28 protein-coding genes and 1 other RNA gene are annotated in these 25,867 nt (G+C 44.3%); 12 read left to right on the top strand and 17 right to left on the bottom strand.

The window, feature by feature from the left end:
- Positions 1-32: 32 nt before the first annotated feature.
- Positions 33-398, top strand: a complete 366-nt coding sequence (locus ACLWOR_RS08205) for an ArsR/SmtB family transcription factor (protein WP_413940212.1) — start codon at positions 33-35, stop codon at positions 396-398.
- A complete protein-coding gene (locus tag ACLWOR_RS08200) occupies positions 382-1,344 on the top strand; it encodes an SRPBCC family protein (RefSeq protein WP_413940211.1) in 963 nt (320 codons plus the stop codon). The genes ACLWOR_RS08205 and ACLWOR_RS08200 overlap by 17 nt, the downstream gene beginning before the upstream one ends.
- A 19-nt stretch (positions 1,345-1,363) precedes the next feature.
- Here the strand turns inward: ACLWOR_RS08200 and ACLWOR_RS08195 are convergent, their stop codons facing one another.
- The gene (locus ACLWOR_RS08195) at positions 1,364-2,077 is read right to left on the bottom strand and encodes a helix-turn-helix domain-containing protein (RefSeq protein ID WP_413940210.1); all 714 of its coding nucleotides are present in this window, start codon (positions 2,075-2,077) and stop codon (positions 1,364-1,366) included.
- Between the two features lie 187 nt (positions 2,078-2,264).
- Between ACLWOR_RS08195 and ACLWOR_RS08190 the strand changes: the two genes are divergently transcribed.
- Positions 2,265-3,038, top strand: a complete 774-nt coding sequence (locus ACLWOR_RS08190) for an exodeoxyribonuclease III (protein ID WP_413940209.1) — start codon at positions 2,265-2,267, stop codon at positions 3,036-3,038.
- On the opposite strand, the gene ACLWOR_RS08185 is transcribed toward ACLWOR_RS08190, so the two are convergent.
- The gene (locus ACLWOR_RS08185) at positions 3,039-3,536 is read right to left on the bottom strand and encodes an FBP domain-containing protein (protein WP_413940208.1); all 498 of its coding nucleotides are present in this window, start codon (positions 3,534-3,536) and stop codon (positions 3,039-3,041) included. It lies immediately after the preceding gene.
- Positions 3,537-3,690: 154 nt separating this feature from the next.
- Between ACLWOR_RS08185 and ACLWOR_RS08180 the strand changes: the two genes are divergently transcribed.
- Entirely contained in the window at positions 3,691-4,287 is a 597-nt protein-coding gene (locus ACLWOR_RS08180; RefSeq protein WP_413940207.1) for an AhpC/TSA family protein, read from the top strand.
- 116 nt (positions 4,288-4,403) lie between these two features.
- Entirely contained in the window at positions 4,404-5,726 is a 1,323-nt protein-coding gene (locus tag ACLWOR_RS08175) for a c-type cytochrome (RefSeq protein WP_413940206.1), read from the top strand.
- Positions 5,727-5,831: 105 nt separating this feature from the next.
- Here the strand turns inward: ACLWOR_RS08175 and ACLWOR_RS08170 are convergent, their stop codons facing one another.
- Together ACLWOR_RS08170 and ACLWOR_RS08165 are read right to left on the bottom strand one after the other, a co-directional pair.
- Positions 5,832-7,055 (bottom strand): hypothetical protein, encoded by a 1,224-nt coding sequence (locus ACLWOR_RS08170; RefSeq protein ID WP_413940205.1) that lies wholly within the window; start codon positions 7,053-7,055, stop codon positions 5,832-5,834.
- A gap of 77 nt (positions 7,056-7,132) precedes the next feature.
- Entirely contained in the window at positions 7,133-8,143 is a 1,011-nt protein-coding gene (locus ACLWOR_RS08165) for an SDR family oxidoreductase (RefSeq protein WP_413940204.1), read from the bottom strand.
- Between the two features lie 176 nt (positions 8,144-8,319).
- Here ACLWOR_RS08165 and ACLWOR_RS08160 point away from each other — a divergent pair, with 176 nt between their 5' ends.
- Entirely contained in the window at positions 8,320-9,162 is an 843-nt protein-coding gene (locus tag ACLWOR_RS08160; protein ID WP_413940203.1) for an acid phosphatase, read from the top strand.
- Here ACLWOR_RS08160 and ACLWOR_RS08155 read toward each other — a convergent pair.
- On the bottom strand, positions 9,159-9,608 hold the full coding sequence (locus ACLWOR_RS08155) for an SRPBCC family protein (RefSeq protein ID WP_413940202.1): 450 nt from the start codon (positions 9,606-9,608) through the stop codon (positions 9,159-9,161). The genes ACLWOR_RS08160 and ACLWOR_RS08155 overlap by 4 nt on opposite strands.
- A gap of 134 nt (positions 9,609-9,742) precedes the next feature.
- Between ACLWOR_RS08155 and ACLWOR_RS08150 the strand changes: the two genes are divergently transcribed.
- Together ACLWOR_RS08150 and ACLWOR_RS08145 are read left to right on the top strand one after the other, a co-directional pair.
- On the top strand, positions 9,743-10,336 hold the full coding sequence (locus ACLWOR_RS08150; RefSeq protein ID WP_413940201.1) for a YdeI/OmpD-associated family protein: 594 nt from the start codon (positions 9,743-9,745) through the stop codon (positions 10,334-10,336).
- A 214-nt stretch (positions 10,337-10,550) separates the two neighbouring features.
- Positions 10,551-11,474 (top strand): SOS response-associated peptidase family protein, encoded by a 924-nt coding sequence (locus ACLWOR_RS08145; RefSeq protein WP_413940200.1) that lies wholly within the window; start codon positions 10,551-10,553, stop codon positions 11,472-11,474.
- A 2-nt stretch (positions 11,475-11,476) separates the two neighbouring features.
- Here the strand turns inward: ACLWOR_RS08145 and ACLWOR_RS08140 are convergent, their stop codons facing one another.
- Genes ACLWOR_RS08140 through ACLWOR_RS08125 form a run of 4 tightly spaced genes read right to left on the bottom strand, consistent with a single transcriptional unit; the run spans position 11,477 to position 13,117 of the window.
- The gene (locus ACLWOR_RS08140; protein ID WP_413940199.1) at positions 11,477-11,677 is read right to left on the bottom strand and encodes a tautomerase family protein; all 201 of its coding nucleotides are present in this window, start codon (positions 11,675-11,677) and stop codon (positions 11,477-11,479) included.
- Between the two features lie 20 nt (positions 11,678-11,697).
- Positions 11,698-12,231, bottom strand: a complete 534-nt coding sequence (locus tag ACLWOR_RS08135; RefSeq protein WP_413940198.1) for a GNAT family N-acetyltransferase — start codon at positions 12,229-12,231, stop codon at positions 11,698-11,700.
- Positions 12,231-12,710 carry a VOC family protein gene (locus ACLWOR_RS08130; RefSeq protein WP_413940197.1) on the bottom strand — a complete coding sequence of 160 codons (480 nt, stop codon included), beginning with the start codon at positions 12,708-12,710 and terminating at the stop codon, positions 12,231-12,233. The genes ACLWOR_RS08135 and ACLWOR_RS08130 overlap by 1 nt, the downstream gene beginning before the upstream one ends.
- 17 nt (positions 12,711-12,727) lie before the next feature.
- Positions 12,728-13,117, bottom strand: coding sequence for a DUF3224 domain-containing protein (locus ACLWOR_RS08125; protein ID WP_413940196.1), 390 nt, complete (start codon positions 13,115-13,117; stop codon positions 12,728-12,730).
- Positions 13,118-13,270: 153 nt separating this feature from the next.
- Between ACLWOR_RS08125 and ACLWOR_RS08120 the strand changes: the two genes are divergently transcribed.
- Both ACLWOR_RS08120 and ACLWOR_RS08115 read left to right on the top strand, forming a co-directional pair.
- Positions 13,271-13,567 carry an ArsR/SmtB family transcription factor gene (locus ACLWOR_RS08120; protein ID WP_413940195.1) on the top strand — a complete coding sequence of 99 codons (297 nt, stop codon included), beginning with the start codon at positions 13,271-13,273 and terminating at the stop codon, positions 13,565-13,567.
- A 193-nt stretch (positions 13,568-13,760) separates the two neighbouring features.
- The gene (locus tag ACLWOR_RS08115; RefSeq protein WP_413940194.1) at positions 13,761-14,510 is read left to right on the top strand and encodes an SDR family NAD(P)-dependent oxidoreductase; all 750 of its coding nucleotides are present in this window, start codon (positions 13,761-13,763) and stop codon (positions 14,508-14,510) included.
- A 270-nt stretch (positions 14,511-14,780) separates the two neighbouring features.
- Here the strand turns inward: ACLWOR_RS08115 and ssrA are convergent.
- The 4 genes from ssrA to ACLWOR_RS08095 form a co-directional block, all read right to left on the bottom strand.
- Positions 14,781-15,125: a transfer-messenger RNA gene (gene ssrA, locus ACLWOR_RS08110) on the bottom strand.
- Between the two features lie 567 nt (positions 15,126-15,692).
- Complete coding sequence (locus tag ACLWOR_RS08105) at positions 15,693-16,859, bottom strand: TIGR02147 family protein (RefSeq protein WP_413940193.1); 1,167 nt, start codon at positions 16,857-16,859, stop codon at positions 15,693-15,695.
- A 236-nt stretch (positions 16,860-17,095) separates the two neighbouring features.
- Positions 17,096-18,100: a hypothetical protein gene (locus ACLWOR_RS08100; RefSeq protein WP_413940192.1), complete on the bottom strand. Its 1,005-nt coding sequence runs from the start codon at positions 18,098-18,100 to the stop codon at positions 17,096-17,098.
- 212 nt (positions 18,101-18,312) lie between these two features.
- Positions 18,313-19,791: a hypothetical protein gene (locus ACLWOR_RS08095; protein ID WP_413940191.1), complete on the bottom strand. Its 1,479-nt coding sequence runs from the start codon at positions 19,789-19,791 to the stop codon at positions 18,313-18,315.
- 124 nt (positions 19,792-19,915) lie between these two features.
- On the opposite strand from ACLWOR_RS08095, the gene ACLWOR_RS08090 reads away from it, so the two are divergent.
- A complete protein-coding gene (locus ACLWOR_RS08090) occupies positions 19,916-20,656 on the top strand; it encodes a phosphatase PAP2 family protein (RefSeq protein WP_413940190.1) in 741 nt (246 codons plus the stop codon).
- On the opposite strand, the gene ACLWOR_RS08085 is transcribed toward ACLWOR_RS08090, so the two are convergent.
- Entirely contained in the window at positions 20,657-21,409 is a 753-nt protein-coding gene (locus ACLWOR_RS08085; protein WP_413940189.1) for a M48 family metallopeptidase, read from the bottom strand.
- A gap of 57 nt (positions 21,410-21,466) precedes the next feature.
- On the opposite strand from ACLWOR_RS08085, the gene ACLWOR_RS08080 reads away from it, so the two are divergent.
- The gene (locus ACLWOR_RS08080; RefSeq protein WP_413940188.1) at positions 21,467-22,438 is read left to right on the top strand and encodes a serine/threonine protein kinase; all 972 of its coding nucleotides are present in this window, start codon (positions 21,467-21,469) and stop codon (positions 22,436-22,438) included.
- Here ACLWOR_RS08080 and ACLWOR_RS08075 read toward each other — a convergent pair whose 3' ends face one another.
- The 3 genes from ACLWOR_RS08075 to ACLWOR_RS08065 all read right to left on the bottom strand — a co-directional run bounded on the left by ACLWOR_RS08075 (position 22,439) and on the right by ACLWOR_RS08065 (position 25,822).
- Positions 22,439-24,532: an MGDG synthase family glycosyltransferase gene (locus ACLWOR_RS08075; protein WP_413940187.1), complete on the bottom strand. Its 2,094-nt coding sequence runs from the start codon at positions 24,530-24,532 to the stop codon at positions 22,439-22,441.
- Positions 24,533-24,724: 192 nt separating this feature from the next.
- Positions 24,725-25,384, bottom strand: coding sequence for a type 1 glutamine amidotransferase (locus tag ACLWOR_RS08070; RefSeq protein WP_413940186.1), 660 nt, complete (start codon positions 25,382-25,384; stop codon positions 24,725-24,727).
- A 33-nt stretch (positions 25,385-25,417) separates the two neighbouring features.
- Complete coding sequence (locus ACLWOR_RS08065) at positions 25,418-25,822, bottom strand: four-helix bundle copper-binding protein (protein WP_413940185.1); 405 nt, start codon at positions 25,820-25,822, stop codon at positions 25,418-25,420.
- Positions 25,823-25,867 lie beyond the last annotated feature (45 nt).

The following is a 25,867-nucleotide window of genomic DNA, read 5'->3' as shown; positions in this document are numbered from 1 at the left end:
AACTTATTAGTTAATTAACCGATAGGTAAAATATGCAAGATCAACTCAGCCAAACCTTTGCCGCACTCGCAGATCCCACCCGCCGGGCAATGCTTGCTCGTCTTTCCGAAGGTGAAGCCAATGTGTCTGATTTGGCGAAACCATTTCTGAAGGAAATGAGTCTTCCAGCCGTCACAAAGCATTTAAAAGTTTTGGAAAAGGCAGGTCTCATCACCAAAACTAAAGAGGCCCAGTGGCGACCTTGTAAATTAAATGCCAACGCCTTGAAAGATGTCTCCGACTGGATGGAGCACTACCGAATTTTTTGGGAAGAAAGTTTAGATCGTCTAGATGCTTACTTAAAAACCGTCACTGCTAAAGAAAAACCGAAAGGGAAAAAACATGGCCGCAAAAAGTAAACCGAATGAACTGACGCTCACAAGAATTTACGATGCTCCGGTAAAAACTGTCTGGGATGCTTGGACGGATCCCGAGCAAGTGGCGCAGTGGTGGGGACCGCGCGGCTTTACTCTTACAACTCATAGCAAAGATTTGAGAGTCGGTGGTCATTGGTCTTATACAATGCATGGACCTGATGGCACCGACTACGAAAATAAAACCATCTACCATGAAGTCGAACCTTACGCTCGCTTGGTTTACGATCATGGAGGTAATGAAGACAAAGATCGCCCGCCTCTTTTCCGCGTAACCGCGACATTCAAAGAGATCAAAGGCAAAACTCATTTTGAAATGACGATGACGTTGCCAACTCCAGAGGCCGCACAACAAACAAAAAAATTAATCAAACAAGCTGGCGGCAATTCAACATGGGATCGCCTGGGTGAATTTTTGGAGAAAAGAGCCTCTGGTAAAGAAAAATTCGTTATCAATCGTTCATTTGAAGTGCCATTGGCAACAATGTTTGAAATGTGGACGAATCCAAAGCATTTTGAAAAATGGCTTCCACCGACAGGTTTCAAAATGGAGTTTATCCGCTCGGATATTAAGCCAGGCGGAAGTACTTTCTATTTTATGAACAACGACAGCGGAATGAAAATGTACGGACGTGCTCACTACCAAGAAATTCGTCCCGATCGCATTGTCTACACCCAAGAGTTCTGTGATGAGAATGAAAACCTCTCCCGTCATCCTCTCGCACCGACTTGGCCCGCCAAGATGCTCACGGTTGTAACTTTAACTGAAGAAGGACCTGATCAAACTCGTGTGACTGTTGAGTGGGAACCGACTGGAGAATTTACCGCGGAAGAACTTGATACATTTATCAAAGGCCGCGCTGGTATGACTCAAGGTTGGACGGGCTCATTTGATAAGCTTGAAGACTATTTACTCTCTGGCCCTCGATAACTGCGACAATGTGACTTAACTAAAACGTTTTTCCTATACTTAATTGATTCAGCCAGACCGTCATATTATGGCGGTCTGTGACATCTCGTACGTACATTGATGAGGTGGGATTATCGGGATTGGGATTTAAATTGCAGTGAAAATGCTGCAGAACTTTAAATCCCTTTGGGAAAGCATACATGGTTTCAATAAGAGCCTCAGTTAAGCCGTAACGAAAAATAATTTCCCAGCGTTCTACCGTTGAAACTTTCAGAGCATAGGGCTGTACATCAACAACCGAGTTTTCAAAACCAATCAGTGCAGATAAGTTTTCGGTCATTGTCGCAACAGTGCCTTTAAGTTCGGCTGCCATACCAGAACTTTCATCAGGCAGCCGTTTTTTGTCCAACTCAATCATTCTTTGCACAAAGCGAACATCCTCTTGGTCATAAGTGACGACATTATTGAGCTCGCGATAATTTGTGCGCTCAGTGCTGGATGAAACATCTGAGATCAAGAGGTCCTCGACCGCAGTCATACGAATCAACGACGAAATTGGCAGTTCCAAAAACTTTGCAATTCGACCGAGTGTTTCAAGCTTCGGTTCAACCTCCCCCATTTCTAAACGCTGAAAGTTACGTGGAGAGATTTGGAGGGCTTCTGCCATTTCTGCTTGCGAAAAACCTTTGAGTCTTCGATAAAAACGCAAAATATAGCTGATCTTATTTATCACTTTAAAGTTTGGAGCACGCATGATGACCTCCATAATTTATGATAACATTCTTCATTCACATTCATTTTCCCCTTTGAAATTTCTCATCCAAAGACGCTAACCCTAAGACTTAATTGGCTAAAACTGTTTCTTAAATCCCACAATGTGCACCCAAGACTTAAGACAGCAGGCCTTGACCTTTTTCTTGGCAGAAGCCTAATGTAGATGCATGAAATTAATTTCCTGGAATGTTAACGGCCTTCGCTCTGTTCATCGTAAAAACTTTCGCGAATGGTTTGAAAAAGAAAAGGCCGACGTTGTTTGCCTTCAAGAAATCAAAATCACAGATGAAGCGATTCAGAAGGATGAAACTTTCTATCATCCTGCCCGTTATCATTCTTCTTGGGCCTTTGCTGAGAAAGCTGGTTACTCAGGATTAGCTCTCTATTCAAAAAAAGAACCCGACGATGTTCGCATTGGTCTGAGTATTCAAAAATTTGATCGCGAAGGACGTTGGCTTGAAGCTGACTTTGGAAATATCACGGTCGTGAATAGTTATTTCCCGAATAGTCAGCGTGACCATGCAAGATTACCATTCAAATTGGAATTCTGTACCGCGGCCGAAAAGCGCCTTGAATCTTTAAGAAAAAAAGGCCGTGAAGTAATGATCTGCGGTGACTTCAATATAGCGCACAAAGAAATCGATCTAAGAAATCCAAAGACCAATATGAAAAACGCAGGCTTTCTCCCAGAAGAACGCGCTTGGATGACGAGATTCCTGGATAAGCTTGAATGGGTCGATAGCTTTCGCAAGTTCGAACAAGGACCTGATCATTATACTTGGTGGAGCTATCGTCCCGGTGTTCGCGAAAAGAACATTGGTTGGCGCTTAGATTATTTCTTAGTGAATAAAGAAGCCTCAGATCGTCTTAAGTCAGCATCGATCTGCGCTGATGTGATGGGTTCGGATCACTGTCCTGTGCGCTTAACTCTCAAAAAATAATTAATCTGGTTTGTGCCCGCTAAGTCTTTCAAAGAGCTTACTCATGCGATGATAGAGCTCGGCGATGGGCTTTTCTGGATCTTTACCGGCAAGCATTGCCGCATCTTCGATTTTTTCAATGCAACTCAAATCTCGGCATAGAATATAGGAATTGCTGATATTCGGGTCCATCACCACAGATAAAAATCCAATTTCTTCCGATGACCCATAGGCATGACACCAGTTACAAAGCCCACCGACTGATTCCCCCGTCGGTGGGGTCCTTTTAAAGGCCACTCCACGGGGCATATCCCAATTTGGCATTTTAAAAACAAGATAAACGTAAACTCCGGAAGGCTCTTTCCAAGTAAAGTAAGAACGCACGTTGAGCGGAAACTTGAGGTTGTCAGGAAGGACCAATTTTTTTTGATCTCTCAAACGAAAGGCCTGAATTAATTCTTTTTCCGAATCAACAGAAAAGAAAATTTCTTTCTGGAAGTTATTGATTTGAGTTTGCATGCCACCCCACTGAGCAAAAAACTTATTATAGCACTAACCAGTGGAGAGATCTCTAATTTTCCCCCAACAGCGATTCACTACTTCGGTCTGTGTTTAAGTTATTTCGCAGATCCGAATAATGACAGATCCAACATCTGTTTGGTAAATTTTGTCTATGGCTACCGCTCACGACACAAAAATCGTAGTTGATATTGAAAATTTCAAGCTCTGCACTGTCATGAAGGAAGATGGAGAGAGCATTTCCATCCGATCTTTATGGGAGCATCAACCCGCGATATTTGTTTTCTTACGTCATTTCGCCTGCGATGCCTGTCGCCGACATGCACTTGATGTTTGGGAAAACCGCAAAAAGTACGAAGAAAAAGGTGCAAAGATTCATTTTATCGGCAATGGTTCACCTCATTTCCTAGCGGAATTCAAAAAGACTTTTGGTTTGCAAGAGGCTTCGTTTTACACAGACCCGACATTAAAAACATTTAGAGCTGCTGGATTTAAAAAAGGATTCTGGATTGATCCAGGAACTATGCATTCTCGTCCTGAATTTTTATACAAAGCCATTCGCTTTGCCGCGAGAAAAGAAAACGCAGGCTCTGGAAATGTTTGGCAACTTGGCGGGGTTCTTGTGGTGTGTCCAGGCGCTCTTCCGACTTACCAATTTACCAGTTTAACTATGGGACACTTCCCTCCTATCAACGACATTCCCGTCATCGTTGCCAGTGCCAAAAAGAAATTGGAAACTGTCGACACTTAAGCACTGTTTCATCACAAACATGCTTTGTTGATCTTTAACGACATCAAGAAATTAATTTGAGGCTTTCTTGTTCGCGATTCAATATCTGGGAACTTACAAAACCAGGAGATTGAATCATGAGAACGAAAAATCTAATTCTTCTTTCTTCTTTGCTTTTCGCCACCACAGCTGTGACAGCGATGGCCATCAGTAAAGGAGGATTCCAAAAAGCCTTTGGTAAAAATCCACCTGCTCGCGCAACTGACATTGTTGAAGAAGGCCGGGAAATATTCCGTCACGATACTTTTGGCAGCGAAACTTTTTGGGGGGATAAACTCCGCTTGCATCACGCTATTATCGGAGAGAAAAACGGCGGCGTTGGCGCGGGCGTGAGTCCCAAAGCTGCGCTGGCTGTCGGACTAAAAGTCGACATCGAATCCCTCTCGCAGGCCACGCTTGATGCCATCAAAAACGGAACTGCCGATTTAGATGATCCAAATACCAGCATTGTTCTTTTAAAAGAAGATGCCATCATCGGAGTGAAAGGCTTTTTCAATGATGCCGGTCAAATGACTTCGATCGGTGTTCAGTGCGCACTCTGCCATTCGACGGTCGACAATTCTCTAGCTCCAGGATTAGGAAAACGCCTCGATGGTTGGCCCAACAGAGACCTAAATGTAGGTGCCATTGTCAGCTTGTCTCCAGATCTAAGTTACTACAATACATTATTAGGTGTTGATGATGCCACAACTCGAACCGTCTTAAGTTCTTGGGGACCAGGCAGGTATGATCCGATTTTATTTTTGGATGGAAAAGCTTTTCGTCCTGATGGAAAAACAGCGGCCACACTGCTCCCTGCTGCGTATGGGTTGATGGGAGTTAACTTGCACACGTCAACGGGTTGGGGCTCGGTTACCTATTGGAACGCCTTTGTCGCCAATCTACAAATGCATGGTCAGGGAACTTTCTATGATCCGCGTTTAGACGATGCGAACAAATATCCCATCGCTGCTCGAGAAAAAATGGGACATATCAAAAATGCAGATGACAAAATCACGAGCAAACTTGCTGCTCTTCATGCTTATCAACTGGCATTAACTGCACCCGCGGCCCCTGCTGGATCGTTTGATGAAGCCATGGCAAAACGCGGCCAAGTTCTTTTTAATGATAAAGCAAAATGCGCTACCTGCCATACTCCCCCGCTTTATTCAGAACCCGGTTGGAATATGCACACGGGTGCTGAGATCGGTATTGATGAATTTCAAGCCATGCGCTCTCCAGCAGAACGCTATCGCACGACACCACTAAAAGGGGCGTGGGCACGTGCTCAAGGTGGTTACTACCATGATGGTCGATTTGCAAATTTAGGAGAGGTAGTCGAACACTATAATGGACACCTTCAGCTCAGTCTGACAGATGCAGAAAAAGCTGACTTGGTTGAGTTCTTAAAATCACTTTAAAAAAGAATGGGCTTCTCGATCTAAGTTGTACAAGTGCATCGCTCTCCAAAGAGCGACGCGAACTGCAGTGCTATCAGGTGTTGAATTTTCTTTTTTGTCCATTCCTTAAAATGGCCATAGATGCATTGAGAAGTCCAGAATAATGACGCCTGAGTTTTTTGAAAACTCTTGCGCAATCTGGTCATAGAGCTTCGTTGCTTGCTCTATCTGCTGACGAAGTGTTTCGCGGTCTCCAGATGAATTTTCGCAAAAAGACTTCATGGATTTCAAGTTTTCCGCCAACAGCACACGAGGCTGACCCTCAGCATCGGTATCAGGCACAAAACCTAAGCGGTTCACATTGTCGCGAAGAATTTCTGCTTGTTTGATATAGCGAGTGATAGTTTCACAAATATGCTCTTGTGTTCCGATTGTTCTGATTGATTTTAAATAGTTGAGGCCAGAGCGCAAACGCGCGAACGTCCCTTTGATGCTGTCGATATAATTCAAATTCTTAACCGCAGGGAGTTTGTAGTATTGCTCGACTTGTTGCGCGAGTTTTTCATCAGCGCCGTGTTGGTATGCAAACTCACGCATAATCAACGGGCGAAGGCTTTCTTCGGGCTTTTCATTTGAATTTTTGATCTCGTCCATGCTTACGCAAAGAGGAGCATTGGAACCGTTGTCTCTTTTGCCATCGCTATAATCACAAACACCTTGCTCTTTGATTTCAAACTGTAAATGGTTCTTGGTGCTGTTGCGAACAACGAGGTCGTCACGCATTTTTGCCAGAATATTTGTCAGCTCCTGTGAGCTTCCGGGTGAAACCAGAAAGTGCGTATGCTCTTGGCCGTTTGAATCTTTATAGGAATCCACGAACGTTGGCTTCATCGCCCACAAATAACTTGCATTGATACGATCAGCTGCGGAGGGAAGTTCTTCTTTCACTGACACTTCAATATTTGCGCGTGAATACTCACTCGCACTTGTAATCGGCGACGGCGAATTTTTTGATAAAATAGTTTCATCAGCAGCTTGTTCATTTCTAATTTGAGCTGTGTCACCTGCGGGAATGACCTTCACTTCCGGTTTTGTCTCAACAGCAGGAACTGTCTCTTCTTTAGAAGTTTTCTCTTCATGTTCATGCTGACGCTCAATTTCAGAGTGCCCATCCTCTGGGATCTCAATTTGCTCATCCGCGAGAGGGGTCGGCTTTGTTTTAGATCCCGAACTTTGAGGGCCGCAAGAAGCTGTCAATAACATGGTCACCAAGCCGCAAAACGCTATTAGATGGCGAAACGCAGTTTTAGCTCTTATGAGATGAAATATAACCGTATCTAGGCTCTTCATAGGTATGTCCTCTATAGGGACTTTCCATTTCAAATCCTATGCCTGCTGAATGTGAATCTGTATCATCGGTATCACTCTTAAGGCATTCCTCCGCCGCCGGCCGAACCATAGATCTGTCCTGTCGCGTAGCTCGCGTCGTTTGCCGCCAGTTGTACGAATATCGATGCCAGTTCTGCAGGTTGTCCCGGTCGACCCATCGGACTATCCGCTCCGAATTTTTTTAGTTTCTCTTGTGTCGCTCCACCACTCACTTGCAGCGGTGTCCAGATCGGACCGGGAGCGACACCATTCACACGAATACCTTTCGGCGCAAGTTGTTTGGCCAAAGAGCGAATGTAGTTGGTAGTGGCTGCTTTTGTTTGAGCGTAATCGTAAAGATCCGGAGAAGGATCGGTTGCTTGCACAGAACTTGTACCGATAATAACAGAGCCTGGTTTTAAATACGGCAGGGCTGCCTTGATTGTCCAAAACGGTGCATACACATTTGTTTTCATCGTCGCATCGAAATCAGCAGTAGTGACATCCAAAATAGAAGCTCGTGTTTGCTGTCTGGCTGCATTGTTCACCAAAATATCCAAGCCGCCTAGTTGTTTGATCGCCGTCTGCACTAGGACCTGACAAAAATTTTCTGTACGAAGATCACCTGGAATTGCCACCGCTGTTCTACCTGCTGAACGGATCAGCTCTAAAACTTCTTTTGCATCCTCTTCTTCAGCCGGTAAATAGTTAATTGCGACATCAGCCCCTTCTCGTGCGTAAGCAATAGCAGCAGCCCTTCCCATGCCGGAATCTCCTCCGGTAATAAGAGCTTTTCGTCCAGCCAATCGGTTGGTTCCACGATAAGATTTTTCTCCGTGATCAGGTCGCGGAATCATTTTACTGGCAAGCCCAGGCCAAGGCTGAGATTGTTGCTGAAAAGGAGGTTTAGGATATTTGCCACGAGGGTCTTGCAGCGGTTCGATCTTAACTGTGCGGGCGTCGGTCTGCGCTTGCGCTTGAGAATTTGCGAAGGCCACCGCAACAAGTCCTGCGCCAAAGCCACCCAATAGCTCGCGACGCTCTCGCGATTTTTCATCTAACTCATCCATATGTTCCTCGTTTGAAACGTTCCACTTGATGATAAGGGATATTCACAAGACGTCGCGCTGTATTTTAGACCCTGCATTTAACAGACAGTCAGCAAGGTCATGTTTCTCCGCTAGCCTTGTCTTTTTTCATAACTTCCTTTTAAATCAAAGACTCATGACATTTTTTGGAGATCATTATGAATGCTCAAACTGCTTCGATATTTCGTTTAATTGCTGCCTGCTCACTCTTTGTCGGCTGTGCAAGTTCGCGCCCTTCTGTTGTTATTCCAAAAGAAGTTCCCGTGGTTCGTCATGGAATTCTTGCGGGTTATCTTAAAAACGAAGATCTCCCAAATAGTTTAACGTTGCTGCCTCCACCACCAGCTGAGAAAACAGCTGCCTTTGCCGGCGACGAAGATGCTTTTAAAAAAACTCGCTCGTTGAAAGATACTCCTCGCTGGAAACAAGCCATTGAAGATGCCGACCTTAAGTTTCCGAAAGCTGCGGAAAATTTCTCTTGTGCTCTTGATGTTCCAATTTCAGAAAAAGAAACCCCTCACCTTTACATGTTAATGCGACGTACGTTAGCTGATGGAGCGCTTGCAACTTACAAAGCCAAGGAACATTACAAACGCACACGCCCGTTCGTTTTTAATAACACTACAAGCTGCACACCACATGATGAACAATTTCTGAGAAAAGACGGCTCTTACCCATCTGGGCATTCCGCTGCTGGTTGGACGTGGGCTTTGGTGCTTTCTCAAGTTGCCCCTGAAAGAACAAATGAATTGCTGGCGCGCGGACTTGCTTACGGTCAAAGCCGCGTGATCTGCGGGGTGCACTGGCAAAGCGACGTGACACAAGGTCGTGTGGTAGCAGCAGGTGCTGTTGCAAGACTGCAAAGTGATCCGATTTTCCAAGCAGAACTTGAAGCCGCGAAAAAAGAAGTTCTGAATTTGCGCACCCAAGGCCAAAAACCAACTCGCGATTGCAAAGCGGAAGCTGAAGCCTTGGGGTTGAACCTTGTAAGTTCTCTTTAGTTACCGTCGGGAATAGTTGGCTCAACAACATGAGCCAACAAGTGCAAGGACTGTTGCCATCCGACGTAACACATTTCCACAGGGATCATATCAGGAATTCCTTCCTGCGTGATCTTGACTTCCGTTCCACCAATAACTTCGCGGAATGAAATCGTCATCTTCATTTCACCAGGCATATTGGGATCATCAAACTTATCGATATATTTAAGAAGTTGATTTGGCTTAATCTCCGTATAGGTTCCGCCAAAAGACTGCACACTTTTGGTGGTAAAGTTTGTAAATGACATTTTATATCCACCGCCCACACGCAAATCCATCTGATGGACTTTCGCGGTAAAGCCATGCGGAGCCATCCATTTTACTAAAGCTTCTGGATCTGTAAATCCACGATAAACTCTTTCCACTGGTGCGGTAAAAACGCGATGAAGGTTTACTGTCCCCGCCATATTGTGCTCCTTTGAAATTTTTTGTTTTATCTCAGCATAAACACATCTTGCTTACAGGGCAGTCCAGAAAGTTCTAATTTTGTCGACAACCTCTATTTGGGAACACTAACGTGATAGTAGGCAAGGAAACAGCAATGAAATCATCACCGAAAAATCCAAAAGTAGATGCGTTTATAAAGACTCAGAAAAAATGGAAAGATGAAGTTACACTTCTCAGACAACTGGCATTAGAGTGCGGACTTAATGAAGATCTAAAATGGCGACTTCCTTGTTACACGCTTAATGACGCCAATATCGCTATCATTCAAAACTTCAAAGACTTTGTTGCGATCATGTTCTTTAAAGGTTTCGCGCTTAAAGACCCTAAAGGTTTATTAAAACAGCCCGGCGAGAACTCGCAGTCAGCAAGACGATTTGAGTTCACGAGTGTTTCTGAAATTTCAAAGATGAAGTCCACAATTAAGTCTTACATCAAAGAAGCGATCAAAGCTGAAGAATCAAACGTTAAACTTGATAAGAAAACCACCAAGCAACCAAAAATGCCTACCGAGTTTAAAGATAAATTAGACGGGAACAAAAAGCTAAAGGCCGCATTCGAAAATTTAACTCCCGGCCGTCAGCGTTTGTACCTTATGCACTTCTCTTCGGCAAAACAGTCGGCAACGCGTATTGCAAGAGTCGAAAAATGCATTCCTAAAATCATGAAGGGTCTTGGCCTCAACGATTGATTTCGTCAGGCGCATTCTTATCTGAAGCATTGGAAAATAGGATCGTCTTACGTTGGATATAGCCTCAGAGCAATACCTTTACAGAGGCGTGTCGTACTTGAAAACTTCACCCTGAGATGACAAATCCGCTTTGAATTTCCAAAATAGCTTGAAACGGTCCTGTTCTACGAGAATTCCTTTCATTCATAAACACAGGCACCTAAGATATTAAATTATGTGCTATTCAGCGATGATCGAAGCAGATCTGCGAAAACTTGAATATCATTTCGGCTCTCAGGTCGATTGGACAAGCTTTGAAGAAGCCTTTACCATTCGCTCGAAGTACGACCAGGCGATGATTCCGTCTGGTTTAGATTCTTATATAATTCAAAACGCCGAAACTCCGCTGCAAAAGCGTTTAGCGAAAATGGCAAAGGCCCATTATCAAGCTGAGATCGAAAAGTTTTCTGCAAAGTTGAAAAAGTACGAACAAGACGTCAAAGACTTTGAAGCCAAATTAAAAAGTGGATCGAAGGCGAAGGACCTCGCGGAGAAGTTAGAAAAACGTCGCGCGACGGTTGAGTGGCACAAAGAAAAAATCGAATACTACGAAAAAATTGAAGAAGCGGGCGCTCCTCGTGTCTTTCCAAATTTCTATGCACCCGTCATTGTTCAAGATGGAAAAGAAAACGTGATCCGCTTGATGCGTTATCATCTTTGCCCTAAGAACGGCAAAGAAATGAATGCGTTTAAGTATAACCTCTTCAATGCCCGCCGTGATCGTTTGTTAGATTCTCGTACATGGAAACCCATTTTCGGAAAAAAACATGCGATCTTTCCATTTCATCGTTTTTACGAAAGCGTCGACGATGGCAACGGCAACTCAAAGATTATTTATTTTGAACCAAAAGATCAGGAAATCATGTGGTCCGCTGCAATCTTTGAAGAAGCCAAAATCGAATCCGGATTATTGCGATCTTTCGCCGCGATCACAGACGAACCACCACCTGAAGTCGAAGCAGCCGGTCACGACCGCTGCCCAGTTTTTTTATCAAAAGAACATTTCAACAGATGGCTTACACCAAAAGAAAGTCCCACTGCTTTAGTGGACCTGCTCACTTCGGTAGTGCCTACTTACTTTGAACATAAAGCGGCTTAAATCTATTTCTGCCGCTTCTTCCATTCATCTGTCGGCAATCCTTCAAAACCCCAATCCTCATCGGCAATTTCTTGAATGACGATATGAGTGTGCTCTGGTTTTTTACCAAGAACTTTCACCAGAGATTGAGTGATATCCGCAATGATTTTTGCTTTTTGTTCTTTAGTCGCACCCTTGGTAATCTGAACATTCACGTACGGCATAATTTTTCCTTCAAAGAAATTTATGTAGAGAGCAGTTCATAACGAAAAGAATCTCTTATATAGCTCTTTATCTCTTTTGTTCCTTTTATAACTCCGACTCTTTTCATTCCAAGCTTTTCCATGACTTTGAAAGATGGAATATTGCGGGTATCGCAAGTCGCATAGATCACTGAAAGTCCTAGCGTATTGAAACCGAAGTTAATGAGGGCTTTAGCAGCCTCTGTTGCAAAACCTTGTTTTTGAAACTCGGGATTGATTGCCCATCCAAGATTTGCGACGTGACTGGCTTCAGTTTCTCTTCTAATTCCGCAGCCGCCAATCAGGAGGTCACTTTCTTTTAGACAAATAGCGAAATCAAATTTGTATCTTGGATTAGAGGTCGATTGCTCAATCATATCTGCAACGAACTTTTTTGTGTCTTCGACAGAGTTCGGACCCCATAATTCGTACTTAGAAAAATCCGGATCAGAACCGTAGATATGAACACGCTCCCAATCGTCAGGTCGGTAAGGGCGAAGAACAAGTCTGTCTGTTTGAAGCAAGAATTGTTTCATCAGGCTTGATCGTAAGCTTTCTTTAGTTCTTTGATATCAAGCTTAACCATTTTCCACATGGCATGCGCGACAGCTTCGGTCTTTTTCTTATTTTTGCTGGTATTCCATTTATCGAAATCCGCCGGCACGATTTGCCAACGAACGCCATACTTATCAATCAACCAACCACACTGGACAGGTTTACCACCACCACTCGTTAATTTTTTCCAATATGTATCGATCTCGCGCTGAGTTTTACATGGAACAACAAACGAAATGGATTCGTTGAAGGGCATATTTACGAAACCATTAAGGAGCATAATTTTTTGGCCCAAGAGAGTGATGTGCATAGTGAGCACCGAACCCTCTTTCACTCCCATAGGATTTTTAACCCAATAAGAAGTCTTTCCGATTTTCGTACCTTTGAAAATTGATTTATAAAACTTCGCCATATCGGCGGCTTTGTCGTTGGACCAAATGCAAGCGTACATTTTCAACATGGTGAACTCCTTCGTTTTTAAAGACTATATTCGAAATGATAAAAATGCTGACCGTCGATGATCTCAATTTTCATTGAGCCCGCAAGACCCGAGAGTCCACCAGTCCCCGTATCGGGTACAACCTGGATGCTCTGCTCTTGTTTACCTTTACTCATAAAGCAAGAATGCTGAAGAACGAAAGTTCCCTTTTTGTCTTCAATTTCGCCCTCAACAAGTTCAAACGCAATGTAACCACCAGAGCCTAACTCTTTGTTCATGATCCCGAACATAGAAACCTTACTGTTGGCTCTAAGAGACCCAGAGAACACTTTATCAAAGGACATTCCCATGCCACCCATCTTCTTGATGTTGTCGTCGGTAGTTGCCGGTGATGATTTAATTTCGAATTTGCCTTTAATCGTTTTCATATTTGTGTCTCCAAATCCATCCTATCTTGTTGAAATTATTAAGACCATAATATTCGACGATTTCAAAAACTCCGATACCGCAACCTGAGTTGCAAGTTCTGGAAAAGAGGCTCTCTAGACAGAACTCATCATTTCCAGTATGATCAATGTATTATGACGACAAAAACAGTTCGCTTAACAGACAAACAGTTTGAGCAAATCGGAAAGGCCCTCGCCGAGCCTCGTCGTTATATGATTTTAAAACAAATTGGCTCTTGTAAAAACGAGGGCACAATGTCGTGCAGCACCTTGCAGGAAGCGCATGAAATTTCCGCCGCAACTCTTTCCCACCATATTAAGGAATTGGAAACGGCTGGACTTATTGAGATCACTCGTGAAGGCAAGTTCATGCGAATGTCCATTCAACGTGATGTCTTACACGCCTATTTAGACAAGCTCGCAAAGATTTAATTCGTACTCCGTTATTTCCTAAAAACGACCTACGAGGGCTCCAGGATATTTTCTATCTATTGGATTTTACCTTGTTTTTCTCCACACTTCGATAATTATCTAATCGTCATATTGACAAAAGAATTTTCATTTCGATATTTATCTAAGTGTCGAACAATAACCCGGTTTATCCGGACAATCATTGGAGTCCCAAATGAAGAAGTTAAATGGAAAAGTTGCTGTAGTAACAGGAGCCTCTAAAGGCATTGGTGCGGCGATCGCAAAAGAGTACGCGGCCAACGGCGCATCGGTGGTAGTGAATTACTCAACCAGTAAAGAAGATGCAGAGCGCGTCGTTAAAGAAATCATCGCTAATGATGGCAAAGCTATCGCCGTCCAAGGTAGCGTTGCCAACGCGAGCGACGTTAAAAGAATTTTTGAGCAAACGAAGCAGGCCTTCGGTAAATTAGATGTTCTGGTCAATAACGCCGGCATTTATAAATTTGATTCTATAGAAGAAGTGACTGAGGAAGAATTCCATCGCCAATTCAACACGAATGTTTTAGGTGTCCTTTTATCTACACGCGAAGCCGTTAAGTATTTCTCCAGTGAAGGCGGAAGCATCATCAATGTCAGCTCCGTCGTCAGCACGAATCCGATTCCAGGCACCGCGATCTATGCAGCCACGAAAGGCGCCGTTGATACCATGACGATCGGTCTGGCTCGTGAACTAGCTGGACGCAAAATTCGCGTCAACAATATCGCTCCAGGTGGAATCGAAACTGAGGGCTCCATCACACTCGGCATGATCGGTTCAGACTTAGAAAAACAAATCGTTGCACAAACGCCGCTGGGTCGTATCGGTCAACCGCAAGATATTGCAAAAATCGCGTTGTTCTTAGCCTCTGACGATTCTGGTTGGGTTACGGGCGAGCGCATTCATGGCTCTGGCGGTTATCGTTAATCGTTTTCATTTTTTTGAAAGAAGAGGTGCAGGTTGGAGCATTTCAGCGGCGAACATTTAGTAGTGATTTTGTTAGCAGGATTTTCCTTCTTGGACCTCTTCAAACGTAGTGTTACGCGAATAATTTCGTGGCACAAGAAACCCCAAGCCATTCCGATTCCGTCACAGCAAAAATACTATCCTGGTGTTTATGCAAAAGTTCAGACTCCCATCAAACAATTTACGAAATAAAAAACCACCCGAGTGGGTGGTTCTTTATTTAGAAGAAATTGGTGGAGGCGGCGGGAATTGAACCCGCGTCCGCAAGTGATCCACGATAAGGCGCTACATACTTAGTCAGTGTTTTAGTTTGTCTGTACAGCTTCCACTAACAAAATCAGCACAGACACTCCCCCAGTAAATTTAAGCGAGCTTGCTGGAGAAAACCCAGCTCACCGAGGTCCCTAAATGACGATCAATCCAAGAGCGGAACCACCTCAAGGTTGATCGTGCGGCTAATTAAGCTGCAAGTGCGTAATCGTTGCCAATTACAAAATGCACGTTTTTATCGAGGTCCTCATGCGCCCCGGTATGCTCCTTATGTTTCAGCACCCACGTCGAAGCCAGTACGCCCCCACGATGAAAATGACTGGACATACTCAAGTTATATCACGAATTCAGCAAACGAAAATCGACAAAGTCACAGCGCAAAAATTCAGCACCTTATGTTACGTGATCTTAACGATACTCTAACAGAGGCAGTGGAGAAGCGACCCCAAAAGGTCCAGATATCCACCATTTATAGGGCTATTCCACAGACTTATCCACATGAGTGCCTAAAAAATGGGGCAAAAGTGACACTGAAATTTAAGAATCTTAAATTTACATGAGAGCGTTTCGTGTTATTAAACAGCTTATTTTTCAAGCAAAACACCCACTTTTTTGGTCAAAAAAATGGCTACACCCGTACTCAACATCGTGTCACCTCACATTTTAAAATTCGAAAAATGCGGTTGAACAAATTTGTAGCAGCAGCTGCTTTCATAACAAGCGATCTGCTTTTTCAAGCAAAGTCAGTATCTGTCTTTGCTGCTTTAATTTTAGTATCGGAATTTTAAGATCACGAAGAAGTCGCGGACTAAAAACAAAAATCCCCGAGACTTTGGATCTCAGGGATTTTCAATAGAACACTTAATAAGAGAACTAGCGGAAAAGATCTGCTGCTGACGCTGCAGACGCAGCCAAAGAACTGACGTTCTTGCGAGGGTCATCGTTCTTCTCAGGCTTAGCTGCAGGAGCTTGTGGCTTCGCTGCTGGTGCAGTTGCTGCCGCCGCCACAGGTTCAGCTGCTGGAGCAACCGGAGCTGCTGTCGCTGCTACTGGCGCTTCTGCTGCCACCATTGGAGCTGGAGTATCTTGAACGTTCAATGTTGGAGCTGCTGCTTTAGAAACAACACCATCAACTGCATTCGTTACCGGGAACAATTGAATGTTCAATTGATAAACTCTTTCGCCTTTTTCTTTCATACGAGCGATGGAGTTATCTTTGTTCAAAGCTTTGCGCATTTGACGAAGCTTGAATTTGATTTCTTCAAATTCAGATTTAGTAAGTGACATCGTCAATGTTCCGAACTCGCGATCCATCGGCTGATCTTGGTACAAAGACTCGAGACCCAAGTACATAAGTTGTGATTGCAACTTACGAACAAGTGCTACCGGCACTTCTTCAGGAGATTCAATCAAGTTGCGGCTTTTCTTAAGCTCGCCCGTTGCTTCATCACGACGAAGTTCGCCAGAGTTGAGCAATGTTGTCAGAGCGTGATCGATTTCGTCTTCAGACGCTTTACCGCGCAAAACTTTTTTCAAGCTTGCTGTATCAAACGTCACACCTTCTTGATCGACCATTGCATAGATAATCCACGCAACCCAGTTCGGAACTTTTTCCCAAGTCTTTTTGTCGATCTCGCCTGATTTCAATTTCATCGCTACACGGTGTTCGCTCAATTTCTTGAGGTACATGTTGCGATCAGCTGGATCCGTAGCTTGAGTAAAGTGCACAAGCAGGCGGAATTCTTCCGTGAGGTCTTTATTAAAGCCCAACGCTTTACCGAATTTACCGATCATATCGTCGGAAAGATTTCTTTTCCCTTCGATGATCATTTTCAAATAATTCGGTGATTTGATATTCGCTGCTGCTGAGAAAACTGCGTAGTTATAAGAGCGAAGAGAACCGCGAGAAGCTTTTCTCTTAAACTGATAAAACGCGCTCAAAAACTGGCGGTAATTCATGTAATCTGCAAGCACCGGCGGATTCGCCGAAGCTGTTGAAATTTCTTTGCCTTTGCCAAACTCTGGATGAAGATTTTGCATAGAAATTGTCTCCTCTTTTCACCCAAATAGTTCACCCGATTTGGGATACCAAAACAAGAGATTTAGAAAAGAGAAGTTTCGCGGAGCATTAAGCTGCCGACTTACACACGAAGACCGATCAAAAGGGTTCAGATGCAAGGCGGAGGGCTATTCAAAGCGCGGAGGCGTACTTTTATGTACGTCGCAGCGATTTGAATGGCCCGACAACGCAGTCAGATGGGCCCTTTTCATCGGTCTTATTCCGCAACCATTTTTGAGTAGAGATTGATCACTTCTTTGGAGTTACCAATGACCTGGTTCTTATCATCGACGGTCACGAACCATGAATCGTATGGTTTGGCCACACGCAAGTAAGCATCGTGCCCATAATCTCGGCGCTCTTGCTCACGAGCGACTTTATTTTCTGGAGGTGTCAGGAAAACATGCGTGAACTGACTTTGAACGTAGGATTTAAATAGACCCGTGTCGCCACCGGCAATAGACATTCGCATAAATGGAGTCACCGCCAAGAAAGGCATCGCCAAGACTTGCAAAGATACACGCGTATCCAAATCTATGAATTTTCCCGGTGAGCAATCCCAACAATTCTCGTGTTTTTTAAATTTCAGTTCCGGCTGAACCTTCGTGAAATCAAGAATTTCATCCTGACATGGCAAAATTTTTGGAAGTTGCCCATCAACGTAAGAAGAAAACATGTGAGCTGTTAAGAGTAAGTTATTACGATAATCAAGCCCGGGAGTTTTACCTCCCCAACTTGGAACACCTGTTGAAATAAAACGAATCGTATTTCGAACAGTCGAACACTGAGCACCTTCAATACCTTTAGAAAGTTCACGCGCCAAAATCTCAAACCCAGTTTGCACGATCACCGGATTATCAAACAACTGGGTACGACGATCCAGCATATCAGCCCAATCTTTAACATCACCCGCACCCTTTGTAGGTTCCGGCATTGTTGTAATCATCGTCGATTGCAAAAACTGATAAAGCGATCTCTGCGCCTCCAACAACTGGGCATTCTGAGATTGTTTTAACTGGTTGTACTGCTGAAGATTGATAGACTTAAAAGAAGCAAACTGAGCCCCAATTTCCTGAACAACAGCCTGATCTAAAACGATTTCATAAGAAGCCGCATGAGAAGTAGAAACAGCAAGTCCGACCACCGCAAGTGTCAAAACCTTAGACACGCGCCCCATCAAGGCACTCAAAATATTGTGAGGTCGAACAGATCGCAGTTTCATATCAGTTCCCTTTCTCAAAGACCTTATTTGCAAGGTCAGGGCCCAAGATATCGCACCAGCTATCACAATCCGTTAAAAACATTCTAACAAATCTGACCCATCCAAAACTTCAATGAGCCCTTTTCATCGACCGACAAATAAAAAAAGGCTGACAGCTTGGAGGTCTGTCAGCCTTTAAAACAAAACTTGGAGGAAATTGTTTTTATGAAGAACTATTTCAAATTGTCGTCATCAAGATCCACGATTGGCTTGATAACTCTCATAACAGTTACGGCCCAACGATCTTGAGCGTAGTTGTTACGTTTTCTCATTTTAAAGCCCAAGCGGATTTGACCCAAACCGTTGTTTGCAATCAAACGTGCTTCGCCAATTGAGTTAGCGTAGTTCAATTTCGATGAACCAATCGCGAGCAAGTCCAAAGAATTGTCTTCGTCTTTACCGATGCGGTTCAATGGAACGTTGATCGCTGTGCCACCTTCTTGAGAAAGAAGAGGACCCGCGAAAGCAAGAAGCTCATTGTTATAACCTTTAGTAGAGAAAATGAAACCAGAACGGCCGTTCACTACTTCCCAAGATTTAAATGATCTTGTTTTGATTTTCTCGTTTGTGCGTTTGTCACCAATAGTTGAAACGATATAGTCGCTGATGCTGTAGAACTCTGGGTTGCCAGAGTAGTCAGCTTTAGCAGGCAAGTGGAAATACAAGTCTGCTTTTGAGCTTCTGAATACAACATAAACGATACCAGAAGAACCTTTCGCACCGATTTCAACGCGTGCAAAAGAAGTTTCACAACCACCATCAAGGTCTACGCACTTCAAAGTTCCTTTGATTGGACGAGCACCTGTTGTTGGCAAACCGTTGCCACCACGAACAGCATACAATGTAGAAGCAGGGCCTTCAGCCATTGTGCCTTCAAGGTTGTAAACTTTGATGCCACCTGATTCTTGAACTTTCAATGTGATCACTGCGCTTTCGCCAGAGAAACCATCGTTTGAGATTTTAGCAGAAACGATAGAAGCCGCAGCAGCAAGGTTTTGCTGACGAGACTCATAACCTACGCGCTCGTTACGAGCTCTTAGGTAGTTGAGCAACTCATCAGTAGAAGTTGAAGTATAAACGTAACCTTCTTTTGTCACGCCACCAGTGAGACGTTTTGAAACACCGTCACGAGTCACGTTTGTGACGTCATTTGGACGGTAGTCACTTGGAAGTTCATTTGCAGAACCTGTTGGAGTTGGCATCACGTCAGTAATTGAAGGAGTTGTTGGCACCTTCTCAACTGCAGGTGGTTGCGGATAGTTTGGTTGCGCAGGTTTCGCAGGAGCCGGTTTTGCCGGAGCTGGCACTGGCTGTGCTGGAGCAGGCTTCGCCGGAGCTGGTTTAGCAGGCGCCGGTTTCGCTGGTGCTGGCTTCGCAGAACCTGGTTTAGGAGAAGTTGGTTTTGGCTCTTGTGGAGCTGGTTCATTAGGAACCGGAGTAGGTGGTTCTACGCTCTCATCATTTTCATCAGGCACGCCACCGCCAAGGTCACCACTTGTGCCTTCGTCTTTGCAGTTGTCTGTGCAAGGGCCTGCTTGTTTTTGCGGTTCCGCTGGTGGCGGAGTCACAACGTCAGTTTTCTTACCGCAAGCTGTAAGGCTTAAAGAAGCCATAAGTGCAGTCATAATGAGAGTGTGCTTGTTCAGCATCATAGGAAACCTCCAAGATTTCAATTCGCTCTCCTATAAGCAAGCCCTGGGCCAGGATTCGTCACTCCCCATCAGGCCTTGAATTCGAATACAGAACTGTTTTACACTCTGGCAAAGAAGGATTTACATGCCCGTACAAACATTCGCCGCGCTCCTTAAGGATCCTAAAAAACTCACAGTGCATCTGATTACGGTGCTTTCTACAGCGTTTATTTTGACTCTGATTGCGATGTATTCTGTGGACCAAAATCTCTCGATGTATTTCGGAGTAGCCGAGGTCAAAGAACGCTATTGGAAAGTCGCGCGTATCCTCACAGACATCGGGCTTTCAGAGTATTATTTTGCAATGGCTCTTCTGGTGTGGGCGGGAGCTAAATGGGTTGCTCCGAAATTGCACCTGCTTCGTTCCTCGAAAGAAACCATCGACTTTGCCCGTCGCTGGGGTTTGAACTTTTTTGTCGGCCTGATTGTTTCAGGAATTATGACTTTGCTAATTAAAATGACCGTCGGTCGTCAGCGTCCTCATAAGTCTCCTGAATTTGATCCTTATGTGTTCACGCCGTTTACCACGCACTGGCACTGGCATTCGTTTTCTTCGGGGCACACGCAGACCATTTTTACGGTTGCGACTTTCTTTAGTGTCGCGTTCCCGAAATTACGCTGGCTCTTTATTCCACTGGCAATGCTCATCGGTTTTACCCGCGTGGTTGTACACGATCACTTTATGAGTGACGTGATTATGGGAGCTTCGATTGGTTACGTGGGTTCGTTACTTGCAATGAAACTCATGCTGGAAAAAACCGAAAACGGACTTTATCCAGAAATTAAAGTCGAAGAAGAAAAAGCAGAAGGCCGAATTCCTGTTTAGTTATTTTTCAGAGAGAAATTCAACCAGTGGTTGGGTTTCTTTAAGTGCCTTCATCGGGATTTGATAATCACTGATGTACTTTTCCACCAATCCCCAAAAACGGTTGGAATGATCCATGTGTTGTAAGTGCGCCAGCTCATGCACAATCACATAATCAATAATTTCCGGCTTAAAAACAATTAGACGCCAATTTAAGTTAATCACTTTTTTGGACGAACAGCTTCCCCAACGCGTGCGTTGCTCACGGAATTTCACCTGTGATGGATAAAGCTGCATCTGTTCTGCCCAGTGTTTCACTCGCTCTGACAGAAATTTAACTGATTCGCGCTTATAGAAGTGACGAATCTCTTGCAAAGCTGTTGGGTGCTCATCAAGAGGGGTATTTGCACTCCACTCATCGCGTGGAATATGAATAAGTAGATTTTCGTCTGTGACTGAAACAAATGGTTTTTTATTCAGCGTGATTACGACCTTGCACTGACGTTCAATTCCTAAAAAAGGAAAAGTCTCGCGGGCCTTGATCTTTTTATCGGGGAATTTCTCTTTGTGTTCTTCAAACTTTTGAAAGTTCTTTTCAATCCAATCTTTTTTTGCCATCAAAAAATCAACAATCAGCTTTTGCGATGTCATTTTGCTAGCGACAACTTTGATCGGCTTGTTTGGGTACAAATAGATAGAGATCGAGCGACGAAACGCACGGCGGTGCACTTCCACAGACCAATTCGCAAATAGAAAGCTCTCTGTCTCTTTCATCGAAAGAAGAATGACTTAAAGTCTTCTTCGTGGCAATCTGCACTGTGTGAGGTTTCCTTGGATAAAACGTCTTCTTTCTACAATCTAGACCCCGATAAGGTTTTGCACGCGGCAGAACGGGCGGGTTTTTATCCAACGGGCGAGTTTACGCAGCTCAATTCCTATGAAAACCGCGTTTTTGATTTGAAACTGGAAGAGCCGATTCCGCAAAGTCTCACCAAAAACCTCATCGCCAAATTCTATCGCCCCAATCGCTGGAGCAAAGAAGCCATTCTTGAGGAACATGAGTTTCTGCTTTCTTTAAAGAATGAAGGCATTCCCGCGGTCGCGCCACTCATTCAAGGACACGACAGCACGATCATGGAAGCTGACGGCATGTATGCCGCCTTCTTTCCAAAGGTGCTCGGCCGTATGCCGCAGGAATTTTTAGGTGATGATCTTAAAAAAGTCGGAAGACTGATGGCGCAGGTTCATAATATCGGAGCCCGCCAAAAAGCTCTTCACCGCCCAACCCTTGATACGAGCTATTTTGGCGCCTGGGAGGCGTTGGATCTTTTGCAGGATTGGATCGCCCCGGAGCTTAAGGGTCGCTACAATGCGGCCGCTGAAGACATTCTCTATGCTTTAGAGGATACGGTTGATCCAAACGAGTTCATCCGCATTCATGGCGATTGTCATAAGGGCAATTTGCTTCATAACGGTCAGGAGTTTTTCTTGGTCGACTTTGATGATTTCGTCAATGGCCCGGTCATTCAGGATTTCTGGATGCTTTTATCAGGCGATGAAGACCACGTGGATGAAGAACGTTTTCAGATTATTGACGGCTATGAAGAACTGCGCGAGTTTCCGCATCACCAATGGAACTGGGTTCCTCTTTATCGGGGCTTGAGAATTATTTCTTATGCAGGATGGATTGCGCGCCGTTGGGAAGATCCAAGTTTCCCCAGACTTTTCCCGAACTACCGCGACTTCCGCTATTGGGCGGAAGAAGTGGAAGCTTTGGAAAAAGTCGCTTGGAAACTTGGCTAGCTAGAAAATTCCTTCACAAGTCAAAGCGCCCATGCGAACAGGAATTTCGTTTCTTTGCGGCAGAACACGTTCATAACGAACTTCATCTGAGCTTCTTGAAACCAGAAGGTGCGCATTCACTTTGCTCTCAATTGGATCACGGCCTTTACGGAACATTGTTCTGATTGAACGTCCGACTTGATACAAGCTTAACGGGAAACCCGCTGCGCGGTATTCATTTTGTGAGCTCTTCACATACCCGTAGTGAATTAAAGAACTTTGCAGCTTTACGTTGTTTTCAGCAAAACGCACAACTTCATCAAACACATCCAATGGCATCTTGATTTTCTTTTTCAGCAAAGTGCTATCAGAAATAACGCCGCCAGCTTTCAAGATTCTCAATGTCATATCGGCACAGTTGCAAGATTTTGCAACGTAATCGATTTTGCCATCTTTCCAATCTTGCTCGATCTTCACGATTTCTTCTTTCATCTTTTGCAGGTCTGCATCGGACAAACCATCCAAACGAACTGAAATAGAATCGCGACCGTACGCTTGGCCCTGCATTCCCGTGAACTCTTCATTTCGATAGTACGACTTCGTCGTATAGAAATAATCATGAACAGAAAGTTTATGTAAGAAGTAAGGTTCAGATCCACGTTGCGCCAAGTGATTCACTGTATAGACATTATCTTTCACACGAATCGCGATATGACCAAATGGATTGCTTTCTTTACCATCACCCATGTAGGTGCCATCTGCAGATTTTGGATAATTCAAATAAACTTCCACTTGCGCCGGGAAATCCTTGTCCAAACGTTCAATGGCGTCACCAGATCCACGAACTTCTTTTCCTTGCTTTAAGCCCAACTCAACGCTCAAAGTTTCTTTCTGTCCTGGAGACTGCGCCCAGTTTGCGATGTAATCCAAGTTGACCGAGTTACGGTACTCACGTTGATTCTCCATCATTTTTTGCATCAAAGGTTTGTTGGCAAGAACCTCAGCCGTTTTTGCTCCCAAATCTTTTGAAGAATTCACGATCTCTGCCATACCAGTACGTTTAAAGAACTCTGCGTTTTCTGCTTCATGCCCGCCGTACTCATTAATAAGAACCAATGGCTTCATCAAAAGCGCGCCCTCTGTCGGAGACAGACCACCCGCTTTTGTGACGTAAAGATCCGACACCGAAATCAGGTCAATCAATTGTTTATTCGGGATGAAGCCAAGGGGCTTCAGTGTCACGTTTGTCGGAAGTTTTTGTGCAAGAGCCTCAAGCATAAGGCGTGCTTTTTCATTTTTTCCGCAAACAGCCACGATTTGAATTTGTTCATTTGAATATTGCTGAGCCAAAGAACGAACCGCCGATTCATAGTCTTTAAGACCTTCTGATCCGCCAGACATCACAAAAGTTTTTGGCGCAGACTCCAAATTGATTTCCTTAAGAACGGCATCACGCTGCGCTTCTCCTGGTTGTGGGAGGTTGCGCACTGGAATACCCGTCACAGCCACTTTATCTTTGCTCACACCAAAACGTTCCCAGGCATCTGCCAAAGCTTGATGACCCACGAATGTTTTATCCAGGCGCTGAGAAATACGCGGAAAATAGTGTTCGATATAATCCGTATGAACCCAAGCCGTCTTAATGCCTGGAATTTTACCTTCACTTTTTAAAGTACCCAAATCAACGGCAGAACCATAGTGAGTCGCAATCACAGTTGTCGCATTAGAAGCACGGATATACTCAAGAAGTTGCTCCTTATTATAAGAAGATTTCAAGTCAGCTAAATCCTGAGCCTCAAGACCTGCTTTCATGGAGCTTAAATAAGCATTGCTAAAAACTTTCGGTAGATATTTAAAGACAACCCAATAAAGTTTCTCATCGATCTTACGCTTTGTTGGCGTCATAAAATCGCGAATATTCTTGAGCTCCACTTGAGCGTTGGGATCTTGCGCTTTGATTTTTTCTTCGATTGCACGAGATGCACTGAGGTGCCCCATCCCAATAGATGAGTAAAGAATCAACGTCTTTTGTTGGGCCCAAGCCGTGCCCATAAAGACAAGTGTTGAAATGATTAAGCTTCCGAAAAATGCAAAAACGAGTCTCGCGAATCTCATGGATTCCTCCGCATGAGACTCATTTCAAGATCCAGGCCCACCCGCGGTTTTCACGGGCGGCTCACCATTGCGCTTTATTTTGATTAAGAGATTGTTAAGAACGAAAACTTCTCAGATTTTGAGGTTTTAAGGACTTCGCGCTCCGTTTATCAATTAAGCAGGAGCTGACAAAAAACGTCGCTGGTTTTGTAACTAATACCAGCGATCCAATGTTTTAAAGAACCAGGCCTGCATAGGTTTTAAGAGGGGAAGGCTCTCAAGCATGTCTTGTTTGCTTTGCACCAGGCCTTCGTATTTAGGATCGATATCTTCAGCGCACTCACGCACCCAAGCTTCTGTCGTTTCTGGATGAAATTGAGTTGCGTAGATTTTGCTTCCCATGCGGAAAGCCTGATTTCGCCAGAACTCGCCCTCAGCCAAGTATTCAGCTCCTGGTGGTAAATCAAATCCGCACTGATGCCAGTGATAGACATGCAACTCGTAAGGGTTGGCTTCATCTTTCATCTGAACAGGAACAAAACCGACTTCCCATTTATGAAGTGGATAAACGCTTCCACCTAAAACTTCCGCGAGTAATTGACTGCCAAGGCAAAGGCCGAAAACAGGTTTGCCGAGGTCGATGGATTTTTTGATGAAGTCTTTTTCAGCGATCAACCATGGGTTTTCCGCTTCTTCAAATGTGTTCATGCTGCCACCACAAATGATCAAAGCTTTGAATTGATTAAATTCCAATGGCTGCGGATCACGAGCGACGTGCCAGATTTGCGTCGAAAGGCCACGCTCAGCGGCCCATTGCAGTGCCGTTCCCGGCGTCACGTCGTCTTCGTGTTGAATAATCAAAATATCTATCATGGGCTTTGTCTTAGCAAACAAAGCCCCAGAAATCTAGAGGACGTTGCGTGCTGTTTCGGTTTTGGAAGAAGTTCCCATACGAACTGTCATACCCGCCATTCCACGGCAAGACTCTGCACAACGACGGCAGAAATCAGCACATTTTGCCATGACTGGATCATCAGCATAGCGTTCGCACTCAATCGCACAGGCTTCGCAAATTTCATAGCAGAGTTCACAACTTTGATGATGAAACTTAAGATCGGCGATCATCATTTTTGCGGAAAGTTGACAGGCCTCCACGCACATTTGCAAAAGTGTGATGTGATTCCCCTGAAAGCGATTGGATCTCCCATTCAAGCAGTGATGAAGGGTTTCAAGACAAACCCGAGCGCAGGTCAGGCAGTTATTGATGCATTTTTCCATGTCGCTATCACGAAGAATCGGGTTCGTTGCCATTGGCGGCCTCCTTGAAAAAGTATTTCCTTGTCTTTCAAGTTTACC

Source organism: Bdellovibrio sp. HCB2-146 (assembly GCF_047345725.1).
In the GTDB taxonomy this organism is placed as follows: Bacteria; Bdellovibrionota; Bdellovibrionia; order Bdellovibrionales; family Bdellovibrionaceae; genus Bdellovibrio.
Note: the sequence above shows the minus strand (reverse complement) of the source record. Positions and strands in the feature narration are given on the sequence as shown.